Source organism: Campylobacter sp. CNRCH_2015_1657, from assembly GCF_025772685.1.
GTDB classification, from domain to species: Bacteria; Campylobacterota; Campylobacteria; order Campylobacterales; family Campylobacteraceae; genus Campylobacter_D; species Campylobacter_D lari_D.
This window is the reverse complement of sequence record NZ_JAKMSO010000010.1, coordinates 1-19639: the sequence shown is the minus strand read 5'-3', so window position 1 is coordinate 19639 and position 19639 is coordinate 1. Positions and strand designations below refer to the sequence as shown.

Genomic DNA, 19639 nt, shown 5'->3' with positions numbered 1-19639 from the left:
CAAATATTTTATTCAATTATTTTAGGGACTATAAAAAATCCATCTTGAGAATTTGGAGCATGCTTACTTATCGTATCTATCACATCAGATTTTTTACTCTCATCATTTCTCAATAAGGTTCCACCATTTGTTGTGCTAGTCATGGCTTCTATATCATCAAGTTTTAATTCATCTAATTTTTCTACAAAATTAACAATTTGACTTAATTGTTCTTCTAATTCTTGTCTTTTTTCATCTGCTATTTTTAGAGCACTTAGCTTTTCAAGTTTAGTTAATAATTTATCATCAATTTGCATCATTTACCTTAATTTTAATTTTATAAAACTCTTTGGTTTAGATTGAAAATTATAACATAAAATAATTTATTTTTTCATTTTTATATGTTACAATTATAGACTTTAAAATTACAAAATAACATTTTTTATATTAATAAAGGAAAAATATGGCTTTAAAAGAAAATTTGAAAGCAGTAAAAGAAGAATTAAGCTCTCAAGAGCAAATGATGGAAAATTTTATCAAATCAGAACGCTTTATAAGAAAATACAAATATTATTTTATTGCTCTTATTACTCTTTTAGTTCTTTATTTTAGTGGAAGTTATATTTATAATATAAAACAAGAAAAAAATATCCAAGAAAGTAATATCATTTTTAATAATCTGTTAAAAAATCCTTCAGATCAAAAATTAATTGAGGAATTAAAGCAAAAAAATGCAAATTTATACACCATATATATTATGGGTCAAAATAATCAAGATCTTAATCAAACCTTGAGTCTTAATATAGATCCTTTGTTAAAACAAATAGTGCTTGCCCAAAATAATCAAAAATCAGATTTTCTAAAAGATTATAATACTCTATTAATAGGTTTTGAATTTTTAAAACAAAATGATTTTAAAAACGCAGATGTTGAATTTAATAAAATACCTATAAATTCTCCTTTATGGCAAATCATCACAAGCTTAAAACACTATCAAGGAATAAAATGAAGCATTTTTATTTATTTATTATTACTTTAATATTTTTTAGTGCTTGTGGCACTAAAAGGGAATACTATCAACCAACACAATTAGAACAACTTCCTTATAATTCTAAAAATATTAATGGAAAAATAGTTAATTTTAACAACAACATTGCTCAGTTAAATAATAATACTTTCATAGACAATAAAGGAAATATTACTGCTTTAAAAATAGATAAAAACTATAATATTTTAAATATCCGTCAAGAAGAAATTCTTATAGCTGATAATGATGGGAATTTTAAAATTTTAAATTTACAAGGTGAAGAATTATTTTCTCATAAATTTAACGAAAGTGTAGTAAGTGCTAATGTAGACGGGGATGATATAGCTTTGATTTTAGCAAGTAATACTTTAGTGTATGCTAATAAAAATCTTGGTATAAGAATGCTACAAAATTTAGGCACTGCTTATGCTCAAGATAGTCGCTATGCTAATCCTTATTTTTTAAATACCATTATCATATACCCTATGCTTAATGGAAAATTAGCCATACTTAACAAAAGTACACTAAAAGTTAGTAAAGAAATTTTAGTAAGTAGTGAAGAATTTTTTAACAATATCATCTATCTTCATGTTAAAAACGATACAATGGTTGCCGCAACAGCACAAAAAATCATCGTTGTAACACCAAATAGAACTTTATACTTAAACGAAAACATTAAAGAGGTAAATATTAATGATAAAGAAATTTTTATATTAACAAAAGATGGAAGAGTTATCAAAAATGATTATAATCTTAGAAAAATTGATGAAATAAAATTTCAATTTGCTTTATTTTCCAAAAGCACATTATATAATGATTCTTTGTATATATTTGAAAAAACTGGCTATTTAATTAAATTAAATACAAATCTGAAAGATTTTACCGTATATAAATTAAATGAAGCTATTGATAAAAAAAGTTTTATGGCTAATGGTAAATTTTTCTATCACAATAAAGTTTTACAATTAAATTAAAATGAATCAAGAACTAAGCGATATTCTTATTAAACATGGAATTATTTTAAAAAATATTAATTCTTTGGATATCCATGCTTTTAGCAAAAAGAAAAAACTAATTTGCTTTTATGGAGAAAATACAAAAAAACAATATTGTTTATTTTTATTTTCTTTTGCAAAAAGTAAGATTTTAAAAAAAGATGGTTTAGAATTTGAAAATATTTTTCAAAACATAAGTCAAATTTTAAATTTAAAATTTAAAAATCATTTTATTTTTCATCAGTCTCTAATTTGCTCAAAAGCAAAAGAATATTTATTCACCAAAGGAATTCAAAGTTATGCTTTTGTGTGATATTGGTAATACAACTGCAAGTTTTTTAAATGAGCAAAAATTTCATTCTATGAGCATAGAACAATTTTTACAGTATGAGCCGACACAAAAAGTGTTTTACATCAATGTTAATCCAAATTTAGAGCAAAGATTAAAGCAAAATCCTTTATTTATTAACCTTGCTCCATATTTTAATTTTGATACTATTTATAAGAATTTAGGAGTTGATAGAATAGCAGCTTGCTATACCATAGAAGATGGGGTAGTAGTTGATGCTGGCTCTGCAATAACTGTGGATATTGTTTCAAATTCAATCCATCTTGGAGGATTTATCCTGCCTGGTATTGAAAGCTACAAAAAATCTTTTGCTAGTATTTCTTCTCGCTTAAAACACGAACTTAACACTCAAATAAACTTTGATGCCTTTCCCCAAAGAACTATTGATGCCTTAAGTTATGGAGTTTTTAAAAGTATATATTTACTTATAAAAGATAGTGCATATGATAAAAAGTTATATTTTACAGGTGGCGATGGGCAATTTCTTGCAAATTTTTTTGATTATGCAATTTATGATAAATTTTTGATTTTTAGAGGTATGAAAAAAGCTGTTTGTGAAAATTTTATACTTTAAAAGATTAACCATATCTTTGGCTTTTCAATTATAAGCTTTATTTAAACTCAAAACAACTATATTTTGATATTATTAGCAAAATCAAACATACACAAAAGGAATTGATGATAATGGATCGAAAACACTTTGACGCCGTGGTAATTGGCGGTGGGATTTCTGGTGCTGCAGCATTTTACGAATTAGCAAGATATACTGATATTAAAAGTATTGCATTATTAGAAAAATACAATAACGCTGCAACATTAAATAGTCATAGCACAAGTAATTCACAAACCATCCACTGCGGTGATATAGAAACTAACTATACCTTGGAAAAAGCAAAAAAAGTTAAAAAAACAGCAGATATGATTGTAAAATATGGGCTCTTGCAAAATGCACAAAATAAATTCATGTATTCACACCAAAAACTTGCACTTGCAGTTGGGGAAAAAGAATGTGAATATATGAAAAATAGATATGAAGAATTTAAAGAATTATATCCTTATATTAAATTTTACACAAAAAATGAAATCAAACAAATAGAACCAAATGTTGTTTTAGGTGAAGATGGTGTCAATGATAGGGCGGATAATATAGTAGCTATGGGTGTAGAAGAAGGTGAAATTTATACCACAGTAGATTTTGGACTTATGAGTCAAAATCTCATAGAGCAAGCTTGCAAACAAGGTAAAGATACTCATGTTGCTTACAATCAAGAAGTTGTGTTTATAGAAAAAAAAGATGATATTTTTTATATAAAAACAAGAGATTTTAAAGAATATAGTGCAAAATCCATTATCGTCAATGCAGGCGCACACTCGTTATTTTTAGCACATAAAATGGGTATAGGTTTAGACAAATCTTGCTTTCCTGTTGCAGGAAGTTTTTACATGGCAAAAAGAAAAATTTTAAATGGTAAGGTTTATATGGTGCAAAATCCAAAACTCCCATTTGCTGCATTACATGGCGATCCTGATTTACTAACTAACATGAACACCCGTTTTGGTCCTACTGCTTTAGTTATTCCTATGCTAGAAAGATACCATGGCTTTAAATCTTTACCTGAATTTTTCAAAACACTTAATCTTGATATGAATGTAATTAAAATTTGTTTTAATCTTTTTAAAGATTCTACTATTAGAAATTATATTCTTTATAATTATTTATTTGAAATTCCTTATATCAACAAAAAACTTTTTGTAAAAGATGCTAAAAAAATAGTTCCTAGTTTAAAAACAGATGATATTTACTATGCTAAAAATTTTGGAGGAGTGCGACCTCAAGTGCTTGATAAAAAAGCAGGAGAATTAATGCTTGGAGAGGCTAGCATCACTGAAATTCCGGGTATAATTTTTAATATGACACCAAGCCCAGGTGCTACGAGTTGTCTTGGTAATGGTTATAGAGATGCAAAACTTATTTGTCAATACTTGGGTGCTAATTTTAATGAAGATTTATTTACTAGCGAACTGCTATAAAAAGGATAGGAAATGTTAAAAAAAACAAAAATAGTCGCAACAATTGGACCAGCAAGTGAAAATGAAACTACAATAAGACAAATGATTATTAATGGAGTGAATGTTTTTCGCTTAAATTTCTCACATGGAACTCATGAATATCATAGTCAAAACCTAGCCACCATTAGAAAAGTAGCAGCTGAACTTAATGCAAGGATTGGAATTTTACAAGATATTAGCGGGCCAAAAATTAGAACCTTAAAAATTCCAGAAGCTTTTGAGCTAAAAAGTGGAGATAGACTAGACTTCTACAAAGATACTTTTGAAGGCGAAAAACTTTCTAATGAACATTATAAAGTCTGTATTAATCATCCCGAAATTCTTTCTATGCTAAAAGTGGGAGAATACATCTATCTTTGTGATGGCTCTATTAAAACTAAAGTTATACAAGTTGAAAAAGATTTTATCCAAACCCAAGTAGAAAATAGCGGGGTGCTTAGTTCAAATAAAGGAATTAATTTTCCAAATACAAAAATCAATATCGATGTTATAACTCAAAAAGATAAAGACGATCTTGCATGGGGCATTAAAAACGATGTTGATTTTTTAGCTATATCTTTTGTGCAAAATGCTCATGATATTGATGAAGTTAAAAAAATACTTGATGAAAATAATGCCAAAATTGCTATTTTTGCAAAAATAGAAAAATTTGATGCTGTTGAAAATATCGATGAAATTATAAATAGCAGCGATGGTATAATGGTGGCAAGAGGAGATTTAGGCATTGAAGTGCCTTATTATAGAGTGCCGAATATACAAAAACTCATCATTAAAAAAGCTAATGAGGCCAATAAACCTGTAATCACTGCTACTCAAATGCTTTTTTCGCTTGCAAAATCAAAAACTGCCACAAGAGCTGAAATTTCAGATGTTGCTAATGCTGTACTTGATGGCACTGATGCGGTTATGCTTAGTGAAGAAAGTGCAGTGGGGATTGATCCGGCAAATGCGGTTGATATTATGACTCAAACCATTATAGAAACAGAAAAAAACTATCCTTATGAAAAATTTGAAAATTTTAAATGTTTTAACGAAACTGATATCATTGCCAAATCAAGCACACAACTAGCAACTGATTTAAATGCAAATGCAATTTTTACCATTACAAGCAGTGGTGCTTCTGCAGTTAAAACAGCAAGATATCGTCCAAAAATGGATATCATAGCTATTACTCATTCTAAAAAAGCTTTAAATTTTTTAAGTATAGTTTGGGGAGTTCAACCTGCTATATTGATAGAAAAGCATGAAAATTTAACAGAACTTTTAAGCAATTCTGTAAAACTTGGAGTTGAAAAAGGCCTTATGAAAAAAGATGGGGTTTACACTCTTACTGCAGGATTTCCAGTAGGTGTTGCAGGAAGTACAAATTTAATTAGAATTTTACAAAAAGATCAAATTGAATATTATTTAAGTTTGGGAAAATAACCCAAACTTAATATTCTTCTTCTATCAAATCACATAAGCAGTGTATGATTAAAATATGCATTTCTTGAATTCTAGCCGTATCATCACTTGGGACGACTATATTATGCTCACATAATGCATTCATCGCTCCACCACCTTTCCCACTAAGCCCTATACATTTAGTGCCAATTTCTTTGGCCTTTTCAAAAGCTTTGATCACATTTGGGCTTTTTCCACTAGTAGAAATTCCAATCAATACATCATTATTGCTAGCTAAAGCTTCAACTTGTCTTGAAAAAACAAATTCAAAACCATAGTCATTTCCTATAGCACTTAAAGCAGAAGTATCAGTGCTTAGAGCAATAGCAGCTAAAGCCTTTCTTTCTTTTTTATATCTTCCACTAAGTTCAGCTGCAAAATGTTGGCTATCTGCAGCACTTCCACCATTTCCACAAATTAAAATTTTCCCACCACTTTTCAAGCACACTTTTAATTCTTGAGCAACCGTAGCAATTTGCTCTTTTAAATTCAAACTTTGCTCTAAAGTTTTTTGATGTTGAATAAATTCCTTTTCAATTTTATTTATCATTTGCAATCCTATTAATTATATTAGTAGTACTAAATCCATCTTCAAAGTCAATTAATTCTACTTTTTTTACTAAATTTGAACCCACTACTTCCTTGCCTTTATAATCAGCTCCTTTAACTAGCACATCAGGCTTTAAAAACTCTATCAGTTCATAAGGAGTATCATCATTAAAAATCACTACATAATCTACAAAATACATACTCGCAAGCATACATGCGCGTTGGAATTCTAAATTTATAGGTCTTGAGTTTCCTTTTAGTCTTTTTACGCTTTCATCTGAATTTAAACCTACAACTAAGATATCTCCTAGTTTTTTAGCTTTTTCAAGGTATTTTATATGACCATAATGCATAATATCAAAACATCCATTGGTAAAAACTACTTTTTGATTTTGTATCAACTTCACAAGCTCTTCTTTGCTTTTAATTTTATCTTCAAAAGAAGCTTTTTTTAGATTTTTAATCTCTTCTAAACTTACACTCACACTTCCTACTTTTGCTACCACAACAGCTGCTGCATCATTTGCTAACTCACATGCTTTTACAATATCAACTTTTAAGGCTAAAGCATAAGCAAGCATAGCTATAACACTATCTCCAGCTCCTGTTACATCATAAACTTCCAAGGCTTTTGCGGGAATAATATGTAATTTCTCATCAAAAAGTGCTATTCCTTCTTCGGATAAAGTTATAATAGAATAAGCTAAATTCAAATCATCTTTTAATTTTTTTAAAGCTTTTTCCAAATTATCAATTTTTTCTACACCTAAAGCTTGAATAGCTTCTTTTTTATTTGGAGTTAACAAGGTTGCATTTTGATATTTGCTAAAATCGCTTCCTTTTGGATCAATCAAAATAGGTAAATTTAAAGTATTTGCATGCTCTATCAAAGATTTTGTTACTTTTGAAGTTAAAACTCCTTTAGCATAATCACTCAAAATAATCGCGTCATAATCTTTTGCGATTTTTTTATACTCTTGAATAATTTCATCTTCTAATTTAGTGTTAAAATCATTCTCATCATCAAGTCTTAAAACTTGCTGAGAATGTGATAAAATCCTACTCTTAAGAGGAGTTTTTCTATCCTTTTCTACTAATAATTTTGCATTTAAATTCTCTTTTAAAAACCTCCCGCTCTCATCATCACCCACAAGTCCTAGAGCAAAAACCTCAGCGCCAAGACTTTTTAAATTTGCATATACATTACCAGCTCCACCTAGTCTTTTATCTTCTTTTTGTGATTTCATCACCATTACAGGAGCTTCTGGAGAAATTCTAGTGCAATCACACCATATATAATGATCCACCATAAAATCCCCGACAACTAAAATTTTTGGCTTTTTAGAACTTAAAAAATCAAACATTTACTTCCTTTTCATAAAGCCTCTTGATCTCATCTAAATAATCTTTTACACCCTCTTCAAGACTAAATTTAGCTTTATATGAAAAACTCTCATCTAATTTTGCTTGAGTATGGAATTGATAAGCATTTTTGTAAGGATTAGGAATATACTCACAAGGATAATTAGTGTTTAATTCTTTTTGCAAAATATCTACTATATCTTGAAAAGTTCTTGCTTTACCTGTAGCTACATTATAAATTCCACTTTTTGCTTCTAAAGCTTGTAAATTTGCACTCACAACATCTTTAATATACACAAAATCACGATAAATTTGATCACTTCCTTCAAACAAACGCGGACTTTTACCCGCTAAAATTTGATGTCCAAATTGCAAAATCATAGAAGCAGTGCTATTTTTAAAAAATTCTCCCTTGCCATACACATTAAAATATCTAAGCCCAACTATATGCATTTTATCAAAATATTTTTTTGCTAATTTATCCATCATTAATTTTGAAAATGCATAAGGGTTTTTAGGGGCTTCACTTAAATTTACAGTTTGCGGACTTGGAGCATCTCCATAAACTGAAGCTGAACTTGCATAGATTAATTTCGCATTAAGTTCCAAAGCAAGTTCTATAAAATCTTTAAAAGTGTTTAAATTGGTCTTTAAAACTTTGTTTTGATCATAAACAGTTGTATCTGAAATTGCAGCCTTATGAAAGATCACATCAGGTTTAAAAGCTTTTATAACTTTTAAAGTTTTTTCATCATTAATATCGCCCACATAAAGCTCACCTTCAAAATCTAAAATATTCTTAAAATGACCAAAACTTTCTAAATTTCCATTTTCAAAAGTAGCACTTGATCGCATTTTATCCACAATCAAAACCTCATGTTTATCCTGAAGTTCTAGAGCAAGAGCAGATCCTATAAAACCTGCTCCACCTGTTATCACAATTTTCATTTCCTATCCTTTAAATAATACAAAAGTTCTTTTAAATTTTTAAAGACCTTATAGTTTTTATCATCATTATAATTTTCATTAATCAAAAATAGATTTTTTATACCAGCATTAATTCCAGCTTGCATGTCACTTAAATTATCTCCTATAAAAAAAGATTGTGAAAAATCTATATTAAATTCTTTTTGTGCTTTTAAAAGCATGCCAGGTTTTGGCTTACGGCATTCACAATTTTCTAAATGAGGGCAGTGATAAATTTTTTCTATTTTAATGCCTTTTTTCAAAAACTCACCTAGCATATATGAGCTTAAAATTTCAAAATCTTTTTCATTATAATAAGCCCTTGCAATACCTGATTGATTAGTAGCTATAAAAATTAAAAAATTTTGCTTTTGAAAAAATTCACAAAGTTCAAAAATACCATCACAAAATTCAAAATCACTAATCTTATGAACATATTTTTTATCTATATTAACAATCCCATCTCTATCTAAAAATAACGCCTTTGTTTTCATAAAAAAATTATAATGAATTTTTTTTAAGATTTTATAATTTATCAAGTAAAAAAGTTTTTTAAGCGACTTTAAATAAAAAAAGCATATAATTAAAAACATTTTATTTTCAATTTATATAGGAGTGATACAATGAAAAAGCTACTTGTTTTATCAGCTTTGGCATGTCTTAGTGTTTCAGCTTTTGCTGCGGATGGTGCTACACTTTATAAAAAATGTGCAGTATGTCATGGTGCTAAAGCAGATAAAGTTTATCTTAACAAAGTTCCTGCTTTAAATACTTTAACTGCAGCTGAAAGATTACAATACATGAAAGATTATGCAGCAGGTAAAAGAAATGCTTATGGCCAAGGTGCAATCATGAAGATTAACCTTAAAGGTTTAACAGAAGCAGATTTTAAAGCAATTGAAGAATACATCGAGAGCTTAAAAAAATAATTTGACAGCCTTTATGGCTGTTTTTCTTGATTTTTCTTTTCCAAAGCTTCTTTTTTTCTTTTTTCCAAAATCACTGCATCGTTTAAAGCTTCTTCGCTATCATTTAAAATAGTAAATTTATAATCATCGTCAAATTGCTTATTTTTGATCCCCCAAAGTAAAGCACAAATTGCCAAAAATAAAGCAACCATAGAAACACCTATCATCATCATTAAAACACCATTCATTTTTTAATCCTTAAAGCATTTAAAATAACTATTATACTACTAAAAGACATTGATAAAGCTGCAATTAAAGGATTAATCAAACCAAAAAAAGCTAAAGGCATACTCAAGGCATTATAAAATAAAGAAAAAGCTAAATTTTGTTTAATAATTTGATAAGTTTTTTTAGCTATTTGTATAGCCTTTTGCAAGCTTTTTAAGTCGTTTTTTAACAATATAATATCACTATTTTCCATAGCAAGCTCAGAACCTTCTTTTAAAGAAACCCCAACACCTGCATAAGAAAGTGCTAAAGTATCATTTACCCCATCTCCTACCATTAAAACCTTACCTGTTTGATTTAACCTAGCTATTGTTTGCATCTTATCTTCTGGCATGCATGAGGCTTTGAAATTATTTATTTTTAATTTTTCAGCCACCTTACTCACAGCATTTAAATTATCGCCACTTAATATATAAATTTGCATTTTACATTCTTTCATAAATTCAATCAACTCTTCAGAGCTTTCTCTCATACTATCTTCTAATTCAAAAACTGCTAATATAGTTTTATTTTTAGCAAATATAAAATGCGTAGTTTGAAATTCTTGTACTTGCATATGATTTTCTTTGAAAAATTTCTCATTCCCTCCCAAAAATTCATCTTTGCCTAAAAAGGCTTTATAGCCTCTTGCTTGAAAATTTTGAACTTTTTCAAATTCTATTCTACTATCTATTTTTCTATCTAAAAATTTTAAAATACTTTTAGCCACTGGGTGGTTAGTTAAATGTAAGAAATTTAATAATTCATTTTTATCCAACCTTTCATCTAAAAAGCTTTTTTTAACTTCCAAACTAGCCTTTGTTAAAACCCCTGTTTTATCAAATACAGTCACATTACACTTGCTCAAATCCTCCACAACGCCTGCTTCTTTAAATAAAATTTTTTCCTTCAAACCAGCACTAATTGCTACTAAAGAACTCACCGGTGTAGCTAAAGCCAAAGCGCATGGACAAGCTATGATTAGCACAGAAACCATGCGTATCATGGCTTCTTCAAAACCTAAATTTAGTACAAAAAAAGTAAAAACAAAGCACAACAAAGCACAAATTAAAATAATAGGCGAAAAATACTTACTTACCTGTTGCACCATTTTTTCTATTTTGGCTTTTTTAGCACTTGAATTTTCAAGTAAATCAATAATCCTAGCTAATTTAGAATCCTTATAAAGAGCATTTGTCTTATATAAAGCATTCCCGCTTAAAACTAAAGAAGCAGAATAAATCATATCATCTTTTTGCACATCAAGTGGTAAGCTCTCTCCGCTTAAACTAGACATATCTAAACTAATATTACCGCTAATACACACTCCATCTATTAAAACCCTATCGCCTTCTTTTAACTCTATAATATCTCCTATTTGCACCTCTTCTACATCGATATTTTCTATTTTTTCATTTTTTAACACCCTTACTTCATTACCTAAAAATGACCTCAAATGATCGAGCGTATCAAGGGCTTTTTTCTTACTTAAAAGCTCTAAATACTTTCCTATAAAAACAAAACAAATAATCATCGCCACAGAGTCAAAATATACCTGTGAAGCTCTTGAGAACATTGCCCACACTGAATATATATAAGCTAGACTTGCTCCACCAATTACTAGAGTATCCATATTAACACTTTTAAATTTCAAAGCATAATAGGCATTTTTATAAAAAATCGAGCCTGTGTAAAAAAGTACAGGAGTACAAAGTAAAAATTCAGCAAAATGTAAAATATCTTTAATATCAGCTTCCATACCACTAAAAAACCCAGCATATTTAGCTACAGATATCCACATGATATTCATTACGCAAGCTATAGCAACTATTAATTTCGCATAAAAATCTCTTTTGGTTTGAGTTGCTCTTTGTTCATTTTTTGTAGGTAAATACACACTAGCTTTATAGCCTATACTTTCTATATTTTGGATAATTTTTACTAGATTAATACTTTTTTCATCAAAAACAATTCTAGCTTTATGAGTAATAGAATTAATATCAACCTCTATCACTCCTTCACTTTTAATGAGAATTTTTTCATTAAGCCAAACACAGGCTGCACAATGAATTTCTTCTATCAGTAAAAAAACCTCACTAAAGCCTTCTTTTGTTTTTTGTATGTATTTTTCATAGTCTTTAATACTATATTCTATTGTTACTGGGGTTAAAGTTTGATTACCAAGTTTTTCATAAAATTCCTCCAAATTATTCTCTTGTAAAATTTCATATACACTTTCACAGCCTTTACAACAAAAATAATTTCCATTTTTTTCTATCATTTGTTCTTGTTTAAAGCTTAATTGGCAATGCTTACATCTCATTTTATACTTTCTTTATAAGTTTTTACAATATTTTATCATTTTTTCAAACTTTCAATTTTAAAAATTATTTACAAAGCTATATTATAATTTCCAAAATTTGACAAAAAAGTATTTTTTTTAATAAAATCTTTTTTGAATAAACTAAAACAAAAACTACATTTTCTACATTTTATGAGGATATATGGAAAATACAAAAGAAAAGAAACAACACCAAAGAACACACATTCCTGTTGAAGGTTATAAAATAGAAGATTTAAAGTTGCTTGATTTAGAAAGCTTAGTAAAAATAGCAAATGAAGCAGAAATAGAAAATCCAAGAGAATTTAGAAGACAAGATCTTATTTTTGAAATTCTAAAAGCACAAACCAAAAAAGGTGGCTTTATACTCTTTACAGGAATTTTAGAAATTTCGCCTGAAGGTTATGGATTCTTGCGTGGAATGGACTCAAATTTAAGCGATAGTGTAAATGATGCTTATGTATCAAACTCACAAATTCGCAAATTTGCTCTGCGTGTAGGAGATATAGTTACTGGTCAAGTTAGAGAGCCAAAAGATCAAGAAAAATACTATGCTTTATTAAAAATTGAAGCAATCAACTATCTTCCATTAAAAGAAGCTAGAGAAAGACCTTTATTTGACAATCTTACTCCAATTTTTCCAACTGAAAAAATCAAATTAGAATATGATCCTTTAAAATTAACAGGCAGAATGCTTGATTTATTTGCCCCTATAGGAAAAGGTCAAAGAAGCTTAATCGTAGCACCTCCAAGAACTGGTAAAACTGAGTTAATGAAAGAACTAGCTACCGCTATTGCTAAAAATCATCCGGAGGCTCATTTGATTGTACTTTTAGTAGATGAGCGTCCTGAAGAAGTTACAGATATGCAAAGATGTGTCAAAGGCGAGGTTTTTAGCTCTACTTTTGACTTACCTGCCTATAATCATGTTAGAGTGGCTGAACTTGTTATAGAAAAAGCAAAAAGGATGGTAGAAACAGGTAAAGATGTCATTATATTACTTGATTCTATTACAAGATTAGCAAGAGCTTATAATACTGCCACACCAAGCAGTGGTAAAGTTTTAAGTGGCGGGGTTGATGCAAATGCCTTGCATAAGCCAAAGCGCTTTTTTGGTGCAGCTAGAAATATAGAACATGGTGGCTCATTAACCATCATAGCAACTGCTTTGATAGAAACAGGCTCAAGAATGGATGAAGTGATTTTTGAAGAATTTAAAGGAACAGGAAATAGCGAAATCGTTCTTGATAGAAATATTTCAGACAGAAGAATTTACCCTGCAATTAACATCATAAAATCAGGCACTAGAAAAGAAGAATTACTCCAAGGTGTTGAAAAACTTCAAAAAATTTGGGCAATTAGATCAGCTATTTCACAAATGGATGATATAGAAGCTTTAAAATTCTTATACTCTAAAATGCTAAAAACTAAAAGCAATGAAGAGTTGTTATCCATCATGAATGAGTAGTAATGCTCCAAGCTCTTGCTGTTAAATACAGACCAAAAAATTTCAATGAGCTTGTAGGGCAAAATACTGTTTCTACAAGCTTAAAATATGCTCTTGAAAATAATCGCTTAGCGCATGCTTATTTATTTTCAGGATTACGCGGAAGTGGAAAAACTTCAAGTGCAAGAATTTTTTCAAGAGCTCTAGTATGCGAAAAGGGACCAAGTGCTAATCCTTGTGGAGAATGTTCTCAATGCTTATCTTCACTCAGTGGCTCTAATATAGACATTATAGAAATGGATGCTGCAAGCCATAGAAGCTTAGAAGACATTCAAGAGCTTATCGAGCAAGTTAAATACGCTCCATCTTTAGCTAGGTTTAAAATTTTTATTATCGATGAAGTGCATATGCTTACCCCACAAGCAGCAAATGCCTTGCTTAAAACCTTGGAAGAACCACCAAGCTATGTAAAATTTATACTAGCAACAACTGACCCTTTAAAACTTCCTGCTACGGTTCTTTCAAGAACGCAGCATTTTAGATTTAAGCAAATTTCTATCCACGATATCTTAAATCATCTTGAGTGGATTTTAGAAAAAGAAAATATCAATTATGAAAAAGAAGCTTTAAAACTCATAGCAAGAAGTGGAAACGGTTCTTTAAGAGATACTCTAACTTTATTAGATCAAGCCATAGTATATTGTCAAAATCATATACAAACACAAAAAATTACTGCGATGCTAGGCTTTTTAGATCCATCTAAAATTGAAGAATTTTATCAAGCCATTTTAGCTAGCGATAAAGATAAAGTTCTTGAGTTTTTAAAAGAATTTGAAAATTACGAGGCAAGCAATGTCATTGATGAGATGATATTTTTTTTAAAAGAAGCATTTTTTGCCAAAAACAATCTTTTTTCTATGTTAATTTACGAAAGATTTTTTAGAATTCTTTCGCGTGCTAAGACTATGTTAAATTCTAGCGATGATGATAGTTTTGTACTTTGTGTTATGGCTTTCATGCTTATAGAAGCAACTTATCTAAAAAGTATTGATGAGGCTATTTACAGTAAAAGTCCAAAACAAGATAACACACCAAGCCCAAAACAACAAGAAATTCTTTCTATACAAACAATTAAAGAAGAAAAACTTAATCCTTATGAAAGTTTGTTAAAAGCTATTTACAAAAGAGATTATGATTTAGCTGAAGTTTTCAAAAAAACTACGCAGTTTATTTCTTTTGAAGATGATATTTTAAGTATTAGCTCACATGCTAAAGATGATGATAGAAAAACCCTAAACAATGGCTTTAAATTAATCAAAGTCTTGCTTCATGAGCTTTTTGGAGAAAAAACACAAATTAAAATTCAAAAAATAGAAACTATAGATACCCAAAAATTACAAGATATATTCAAAACTCCTATAAAACAAGAAATAAAAAGTACTCCGAATTTAAATGAACATTTTGAAAATTTTAAAAAAGATGCTAAAAAATACGATCCTAAAGACGAAACCAAAGAAGCTCTCAATAAGCTCTTTGGCTCCCCAACTATACAAAATTAAAAACTGCCGTTGATTGAAATATAAATTCTTCTTCCTTCTTCTATGCGATTATAAGTATTTACCCAAGTATCTTCACCTTTGTTTTTATAGGACTCCCAATCATTTGTAAAACTTTTATCAAAAAGATTATAAATTGCCGCATTAATATTCCATTTTTTATTGATATCATAACGCACACCCATAGAAGCTAAAAAGACATCTTGATAATACTCTCTATTAATATTTGTATCACCCATATAACGATCTATTTGCCATTCGCCTTTTATCCATGGAGTGAATTTGCTAAAGATATTATAACTTGCTTTTAGCATGATATTGTGTTTTAGACTATCAATTTCTGGTTTTCCTATCATAGTTTTATCTTGCGCATCTTTAATTTCACTATCAAGATAAGTATAAGCTAAATCTAAATTTAAATGCTCTACAGGAGTAACCCCAGCTCCAAGTTCTATGCCTCTATACTCAACCTTGCCATGATTAATCGCTTGATAACATGTATCAGCTTCACATTTTCCAATACCCAAAATCATACTTTCTTTACTAAATTTTTGACTAGAAATTTTATCTTTAAAATTTGTTAAAAAGCCAGTTGCTGAAATATAAAACAAATCATTATTATAAACAGCGGCTAATTCATAATTAAGCGATGTTTCTTCTTTTAAATTCGGATTTCCATACATAGGGTACTTACCTTGTCCACTATAATTATAAGCACCAGCTATCAATCTATTAGCATATGGAGTTCTAAAGCCTGTTGAAACACCGCCCTTTAAAGTAAGCTCACTAGTGGGATTATAAACCAAATAAGCTCTTGGAGAAATATTATTTCCAAAAATTTCATGATGATTATACCTCGCGCCAAAAGTAAACCTCAAATCATCTCTTATGCTATATTCATCTTCTACAAAAAAAGCTAATAAATATTGATCAAAATTCGTAGGATTAGCGATTTTATCTTGCATTTTTTCAAGTCTATACTCACCACCCACGCTTAAAATATGACTTTGGCCTAAAGGAATAACTGATCTTGTATCTACAATAATATCTTCAGCAACTATATCTCTATTTTGCCCTAAAAATGGCTGATTTGCTTGGCCAACTACCTCACGCCCATCATTACTTACACGGTTATACTGCAAAGCAGAAGTAATTGAAAAATCATCATATACCCCCTCATGACTTAAATAAGTTACCAACTTATCTACTTGCATGGTATCTGTATAACCACCTGTTAAAGAGCCATCATTTTTATCTGTTGGTTTTGTTAATGTACCGAGTTGGCCTTTTTTATTATTATAATGATTTCTTGAAAAATCAATATCAAATATCAAAGTATTATAATCATCTATTAAGTAATTTAATCTAGTTCCTAAATTAAAATTACTTGCTTTTGTAGGACTTTGTGCTTGATCACCTTGCACTCTTTGACCACTCCCATTACTAAATTCAACATTAGATTGCTCTCTATAAAATTCTCTAAAACGCAAAGTAAGTCCCAAACGATCATTCATCAATGGACCACTTGAATATATACTTGCGCCATAAGTATTACCCCATTCTTTATGTGCATTAAAAATACTATCCAAACTAAATGATGTTTCCCACTCGTTACTTACTTTTTTTGTGATGATATTTACAACACCACCCAAAGCTTCAGAACCATATAAAGTGCTCATTGGCCCTTTTATTACTTCTATTCTTTCTATACTAGAAATTGGCGGTAAGAATGAATTTGAAATTTCATTAAAACCATTAGGCCCTACTTCTCCACCTATCCCTTGTCGCCGTCCATCGATTAAAATTAAAGTGTATCCTGTAATACCTCTCATGGTGATATTATAAGATCCAGTTTTTCCCTTACTAGCAAATAAATCTACACCAGGAATATCAGCAATAGCTTCGGCAACATCCCTATAAGGCTTACTTTCTAAATCTTTTTTACCAATCACATTTATAGTAGCAGGGGCTTCTTTGATATCTTGAGAAAAACCCGAAGCACTTACTATGGAGCTATCTAATAAAACTTCTTGTGATAAAGCATTGCAGATCAAAAAACTAGCGACACAAAATGATAAACAATGTTTTTTCATTATTTCCTTTCATGATAAATAAAATTTTCAAAACTGGAATATTATGATAATAATTATTAATTTAAAATAAATTTATTGTATCAATTATGATAATTGTTATTAATAAAAAATTTAATTTTTAGTAATATAATCACAAAAATTTTTAAAGCGAGGATGTATGGAATTTTTAAAAACTTATATTGACTTAATTATATTTATTGTTTTAGGGTTAATGGCATTTATTGCTATATGGTGCACTATAGAACGCATCTTATTTTTTAGAAAAATTAAACTAAATGATTATCAATGCCAAGAAAAATTTGATGATGCAATTAGTGAAAATATCACCATGCTTTATATTATTTACACTAACGCTCCTTATGTAGGACTTTTAGGAACTGTAGTAGGGATTATGATTACATTTTACGACATGGGAGCAAGTGGAAATATTGATGTAAAATCTATTGTTATTGGCTTATCGCTGGCTTTAAAGGCTACTGCTTTGGGAATTTTAGTTGCCATCCCTTCTTTGATGGCTTATAATGGATTGCTTAGAAAAATATCAACTTTGAGTAATGCATATCGTATTTTTAAGGATAAAAATGCTTAAATTACCAAAAAATGAAAGTTTAAATATTATTCCTTTTATAGATATAATGCTTGTTTTACTAGCCATTGTTTTAAGTATATCCACTTTTATCGCACATGGTGAAATCAAAATCAATCTACCTCAAAGTGAAAATTCAAATTCCATAAGTGAAAATAAAGACAAAATAAGCATCTTAATCGATAAAGAAAATAAATTTTATATCGATGGAAAAACAGTTTCCATAGAAGAAATAAAAGAAAAATTTGACACTATAAATTCTAAAACCTTAGTAGAGTTAAAAAGCGATAAAGAGGCAAAATTTGAAAGCTTTGTAAAAATTATTGATATTTTAAAAAATAAAAATCATGAAAATTTTCAAATTTTAACAGAGCAAAAAAGATGAAGACTTTTATAAGTAATCATAAAAATCAATCATTTTTCATTACTTTATTTATCTTTTTACCTTTACTTTTTGTTTTTCTTTATACTAAGAATTTTTTACATATACAACATAACACTACAAAGGAAGAAAAATTTAATATAGCTATAAAACAATTTTTACAAGATTCTCCTAAAGTAAAAAACGAACAATCTAAACAAGAAAAAATAAAAAAAATAGAACAAGTAAAAGAAAAACCTATCGTTCAACCTAAAAAAATAAATACTTCAACCGATACTAAAGCAACAAATCGATTAAAAGAGGAAATAAAATCTCAAAAAATAACATCTCAAAAAATAACATCTCAAGAAAAAAACATCCTGATAAATTCTCAAGAAAGTATATCTTTAACTAATAATAATGAACTTTTAAAAGAAGTTAAGCAAGCTATAAATAAAGCTTTAATTTATCCTAGGCAAGCTCGAAAAATGCGGATGAGTGGTGAAATTTTAGTAGAATTCACATGGACTAAGGATAAAAACTTATTAAACTTAAAAATATTAAAACCATCAAAATATAAACTATTAAATGATAGTGCCTTAGAAACTATACGCATAGCATCTAAGAATTTTCCACAATATGAAAAAACTTTTCATATAAGAATACCTTTAATATACAAAATAAACTAAGCAATTTTACTTAGTTTGTCTTGATTAAATTATGTCCTTTATAGATCCCATAAATTTTATAATCTCCATTTTTAAGCATCAAAACTACAGGATATTCTTCTTCATAACCTTGTTCCATTCCAGGACTTCCTTGAGGCATACCAGGAGCAGAAATACCTATAACATCCTCAGGCTTATTTTCCAAAAGCCAAGCAACTGCATCTTCAGGAACATGCCCTTCTATAGCATAGTCATCAATCACGCCAGTATGACAGCTTTGATACATAGGCTGAATATTCATTTTTTCTTTTATTTTTAAAAAATCTTCACTTTTGTGTATTTGTACTTTATAGCCTTTATCTTTCATATAATTAGCCCAAAGATCGCAACATCCACAAGTGGGACTTTCGTAAATATTTAATATTTTTTCATTAGCCAATAAGCTTGTAAAACCAAGCGTTAAAGTTAAAAATAATTTTTTCATATATCCTCCAAAAATAAAAAAGATACAATACATTACAAAAATTAATATTTTATATCAAAAACCAAAAATATCAACTATGGCTAATTAAAAATATTAAATTAAAGTATTACTACTAAATAAAATTTCTAAATAACTTTTCTGATTTTCTACCACTTAATAAATACTAAAACCATCTTTTTATTTTGTAA

At 28.9% G+C, this 19639-nt stretch carries 21 protein-coding genes; 12 read left to right on the top strand and 9 right to left on the bottom strand.

The genetic code is table 11. The features are described from left to right. Positions 1-8 precede the first annotated feature (8 nt). The gene (gene gatC / locus L8X27_RS06990; RefSeq protein ID WP_133319862.1) at positions 9-296 is read right to left on the bottom strand and encodes an Asp-tRNA(Asn)/Glu-tRNA(Gln) amidotransferase subunit GatC; all 288 of its coding nucleotides are present in this window, start codon (positions 294-296) and stop codon (positions 9-11) included. 146 nt (positions 297-442) lie between these two features. Here gatC and L8X27_RS06985 point away from each other — a divergent pair, with 146 nt between their 5' ends. The 6 genes from L8X27_RS06985 to pyk all read left to right on the top strand — a co-directional run bounded on the left by L8X27_RS06985 (position 443) and on the right by pyk (position 5845). Next, complete coding sequence (locus L8X27_RS06985) at positions 443-988, top strand: hypothetical protein (RefSeq protein ID WP_263660757.1); 546 nt, start codon at positions 443-445, stop codon at positions 986-988. After that, a complete protein-coding gene (locus L8X27_RS06980) occupies positions 985-1980 on the top strand; it encodes a hypothetical protein (RefSeq protein WP_133319860.1) in 996 nt (331 codons plus the stop codon). The genes L8X27_RS06985 and L8X27_RS06980 overlap by 4 nt, the downstream gene beginning before the upstream one ends. 1 nt (position 1981) lies before the next feature. After that, positions 1982-2314: a hypothetical protein gene (locus tag L8X27_RS06975; RefSeq protein ID WP_220567165.1), complete on the top strand. Its 333-nt coding sequence runs from the start codon at positions 1982-1984 to the stop codon at positions 2312-2314. Continuing rightward, on the top strand, positions 2301-2924 hold the full coding sequence (locus tag L8X27_RS06970; RefSeq protein WP_133319858.1) for a type III pantothenate kinase: 624 nt from the start codon (positions 2301-2303) through the stop codon (positions 2922-2924). The genes L8X27_RS06975 and L8X27_RS06970 overlap by 14 nt, the downstream gene beginning before the upstream one ends. Positions 2925-3034: 110 nt before the next feature. Beyond that, entirely contained in the window at positions 3035-4381 is a 1347-nt protein-coding gene (locus tag L8X27_RS06965) for an FAD-dependent oxidoreductase (protein ID WP_263660760.1), read from the top strand. A 12-nt stretch (positions 4382-4393) separates the two neighbouring features. Further along, the gene (pyk, locus tag L8X27_RS06960; RefSeq protein ID WP_214114012.1) at positions 4394-5845 is read left to right on the top strand and encodes a pyruvate kinase; all 1452 of its coding nucleotides are present in this window, start codon (positions 4394-4396) and stop codon (positions 5843-5845) included. A 7-nt stretch (positions 5846-5852) separates the two neighbouring features. Here pyk and gmhA read toward each other — a convergent pair whose 3' ends face one another. Genes gmhA through L8X27_RS06940 form a run of 4 tightly spaced genes read right to left on the bottom strand, consistent with a single transcriptional unit; the run spans position 5853 to position 9333 of the window. Then, entirely contained in the window at positions 5853-6413 is a 561-nt protein-coding gene (gene gmhA, locus L8X27_RS06955; RefSeq protein WP_263665890.1) for a D-sedoheptulose 7-phosphate isomerase, read from the bottom strand. Further along, the gene (rfaE1, locus tag L8X27_RS06950; protein WP_263671685.1) at positions 6403-7776 is read right to left on the bottom strand and encodes a D-glycero-beta-D-manno-heptose-7-phosphate kinase; all 1374 of its coding nucleotides are present in this window, start codon (positions 7774-7776) and stop codon (positions 6403-6405) included. Before rfaE1 ends, gmhA begins: the two co-directional genes overlap by 11 nt. After that, positions 7769-8722: an ADP-glyceromanno-heptose 6-epimerase gene (gene rfaD / locus L8X27_RS06945; RefSeq protein ID WP_263666816.1), complete on the bottom strand. Its 954-nt coding sequence runs from the start codon at positions 8720-8722 to the stop codon at positions 7769-7771. The genes rfaE1 and rfaD overlap by 8 nt, the downstream gene beginning before the upstream one ends. Then, the gene (locus L8X27_RS06940; RefSeq protein WP_412175105.1) at positions 8719-9333 is read right to left on the bottom strand and encodes a D-glycero-alpha-D-manno-heptose-1,7-bisphosphate 7-phosphatase; all 615 of its coding nucleotides are present in this window, start codon (positions 9331-9333) and stop codon (positions 8719-8721) included. The genes rfaD and L8X27_RS06940 overlap by 4 nt, the downstream gene beginning before the upstream one ends. A 30-nt stretch (positions 9334-9363) precedes the next feature. On the opposite strand from L8X27_RS06940, the gene L8X27_RS06935 reads away from it, so the two are divergent. Further along, on the top strand, positions 9364-9669 hold the full coding sequence (locus tag L8X27_RS06935; RefSeq protein ID WP_133319851.1) for a c-type cytochrome: 306 nt from the start codon (positions 9364-9366) through the stop codon (positions 9667-9669). A gap of 11 nt (positions 9670-9680) precedes the next feature. Here the strand turns inward: L8X27_RS06935 and L8X27_RS06930 are convergent, their stop codons facing one another. After that, positions 9681-9896, bottom strand: a complete 216-nt coding sequence (locus tag L8X27_RS06930) for a cbb3-type cytochrome oxidase assembly protein (RefSeq protein WP_220567158.1) — start codon at positions 9894-9896, stop codon at positions 9681-9683. Next, entirely contained in the window at positions 9893-12238 is a 2346-nt protein-coding gene (locus L8X27_RS06925; protein ID WP_263671682.1) for a heavy metal translocating P-type ATPase, read from the bottom strand. The genes L8X27_RS06930 and L8X27_RS06925 overlap by 4 nt, the downstream gene beginning before the upstream one ends. A 181-nt stretch (positions 12239-12419) precedes the next feature. Between L8X27_RS06925 and rho the strand changes: the two genes are divergently transcribed. Together rho and L8X27_RS06915 are read left to right on the top strand one after the other, a co-directional pair. Next, a complete protein-coding gene (gene rho, locus L8X27_RS06920; protein ID WP_039617780.1) occupies positions 12420-13724 on the top strand; it encodes a transcription termination factor Rho in 1305 nt (434 codons plus the stop codon). A gap of 2 nt (positions 13725-13726) precedes the next feature. Continuing rightward, complete coding sequence (locus tag L8X27_RS06915) at positions 13727-15262, top strand: DNA polymerase III subunit gamma/tau (RefSeq protein WP_263671681.1); 1536 nt, start codon at positions 13727-13729, stop codon at positions 15260-15262. Here the strand turns inward: L8X27_RS06915 and L8X27_RS06910 are convergent. Then, entirely contained in the window at positions 15259-17352 is a 2094-nt protein-coding gene (locus tag L8X27_RS06910) for a TonB-dependent receptor domain-containing protein (protein ID WP_263671680.1), read from the bottom strand. The two genes, L8X27_RS06915 and L8X27_RS06910, sit on opposite strands and share 4 nt — an antisense overlap. 157 nt (positions 17353-17509) lie before the next feature. Between L8X27_RS06910 and exbB the strand changes: the two genes are divergently transcribed. The 3 genes from exbB to L8X27_RS06895 are packed head-to-tail and all read left to right on the top strand — an operon-like array spanning position 17510 to position 18988. Beyond that, positions 17510-17941, top strand: a complete 432-nt coding sequence (gene exbB, locus L8X27_RS06905) for a TonB-system energizer ExbB (RefSeq protein WP_133319846.1) — start codon at positions 17510-17512, stop codon at positions 17939-17941. Continuing rightward, positions 17934-18323, top strand: a complete 390-nt coding sequence (exbD, locus tag L8X27_RS06900; RefSeq protein ID WP_220567154.1) for a TonB system transport protein ExbD — start codon at positions 17934-17936, stop codon at positions 18321-18323. The genes exbB and exbD overlap by 8 nt, the downstream gene beginning before the upstream one ends. Further along, positions 18320-18988, top strand: a complete 669-nt coding sequence (locus L8X27_RS06895; protein ID WP_263671679.1) for an energy transducer TonB — start codon at positions 18320-18322, stop codon at positions 18986-18988. The genes exbD and L8X27_RS06895 overlap by 4 nt, the downstream gene beginning before the upstream one ends. 10 nt (positions 18989-18998) lie before the next feature. Here L8X27_RS06895 and L8X27_RS06890 read toward each other — a convergent pair whose 3' ends face one another. After that, the gene (locus tag L8X27_RS06890) at positions 18999-19451 is read right to left on the bottom strand and encodes a DUF411 domain-containing protein (protein ID WP_220567152.1); all 453 of its coding nucleotides are present in this window, start codon (positions 19449-19451) and stop codon (positions 18999-19001) included. Positions 19452-19639: the final 188 nt, after the last annotated feature.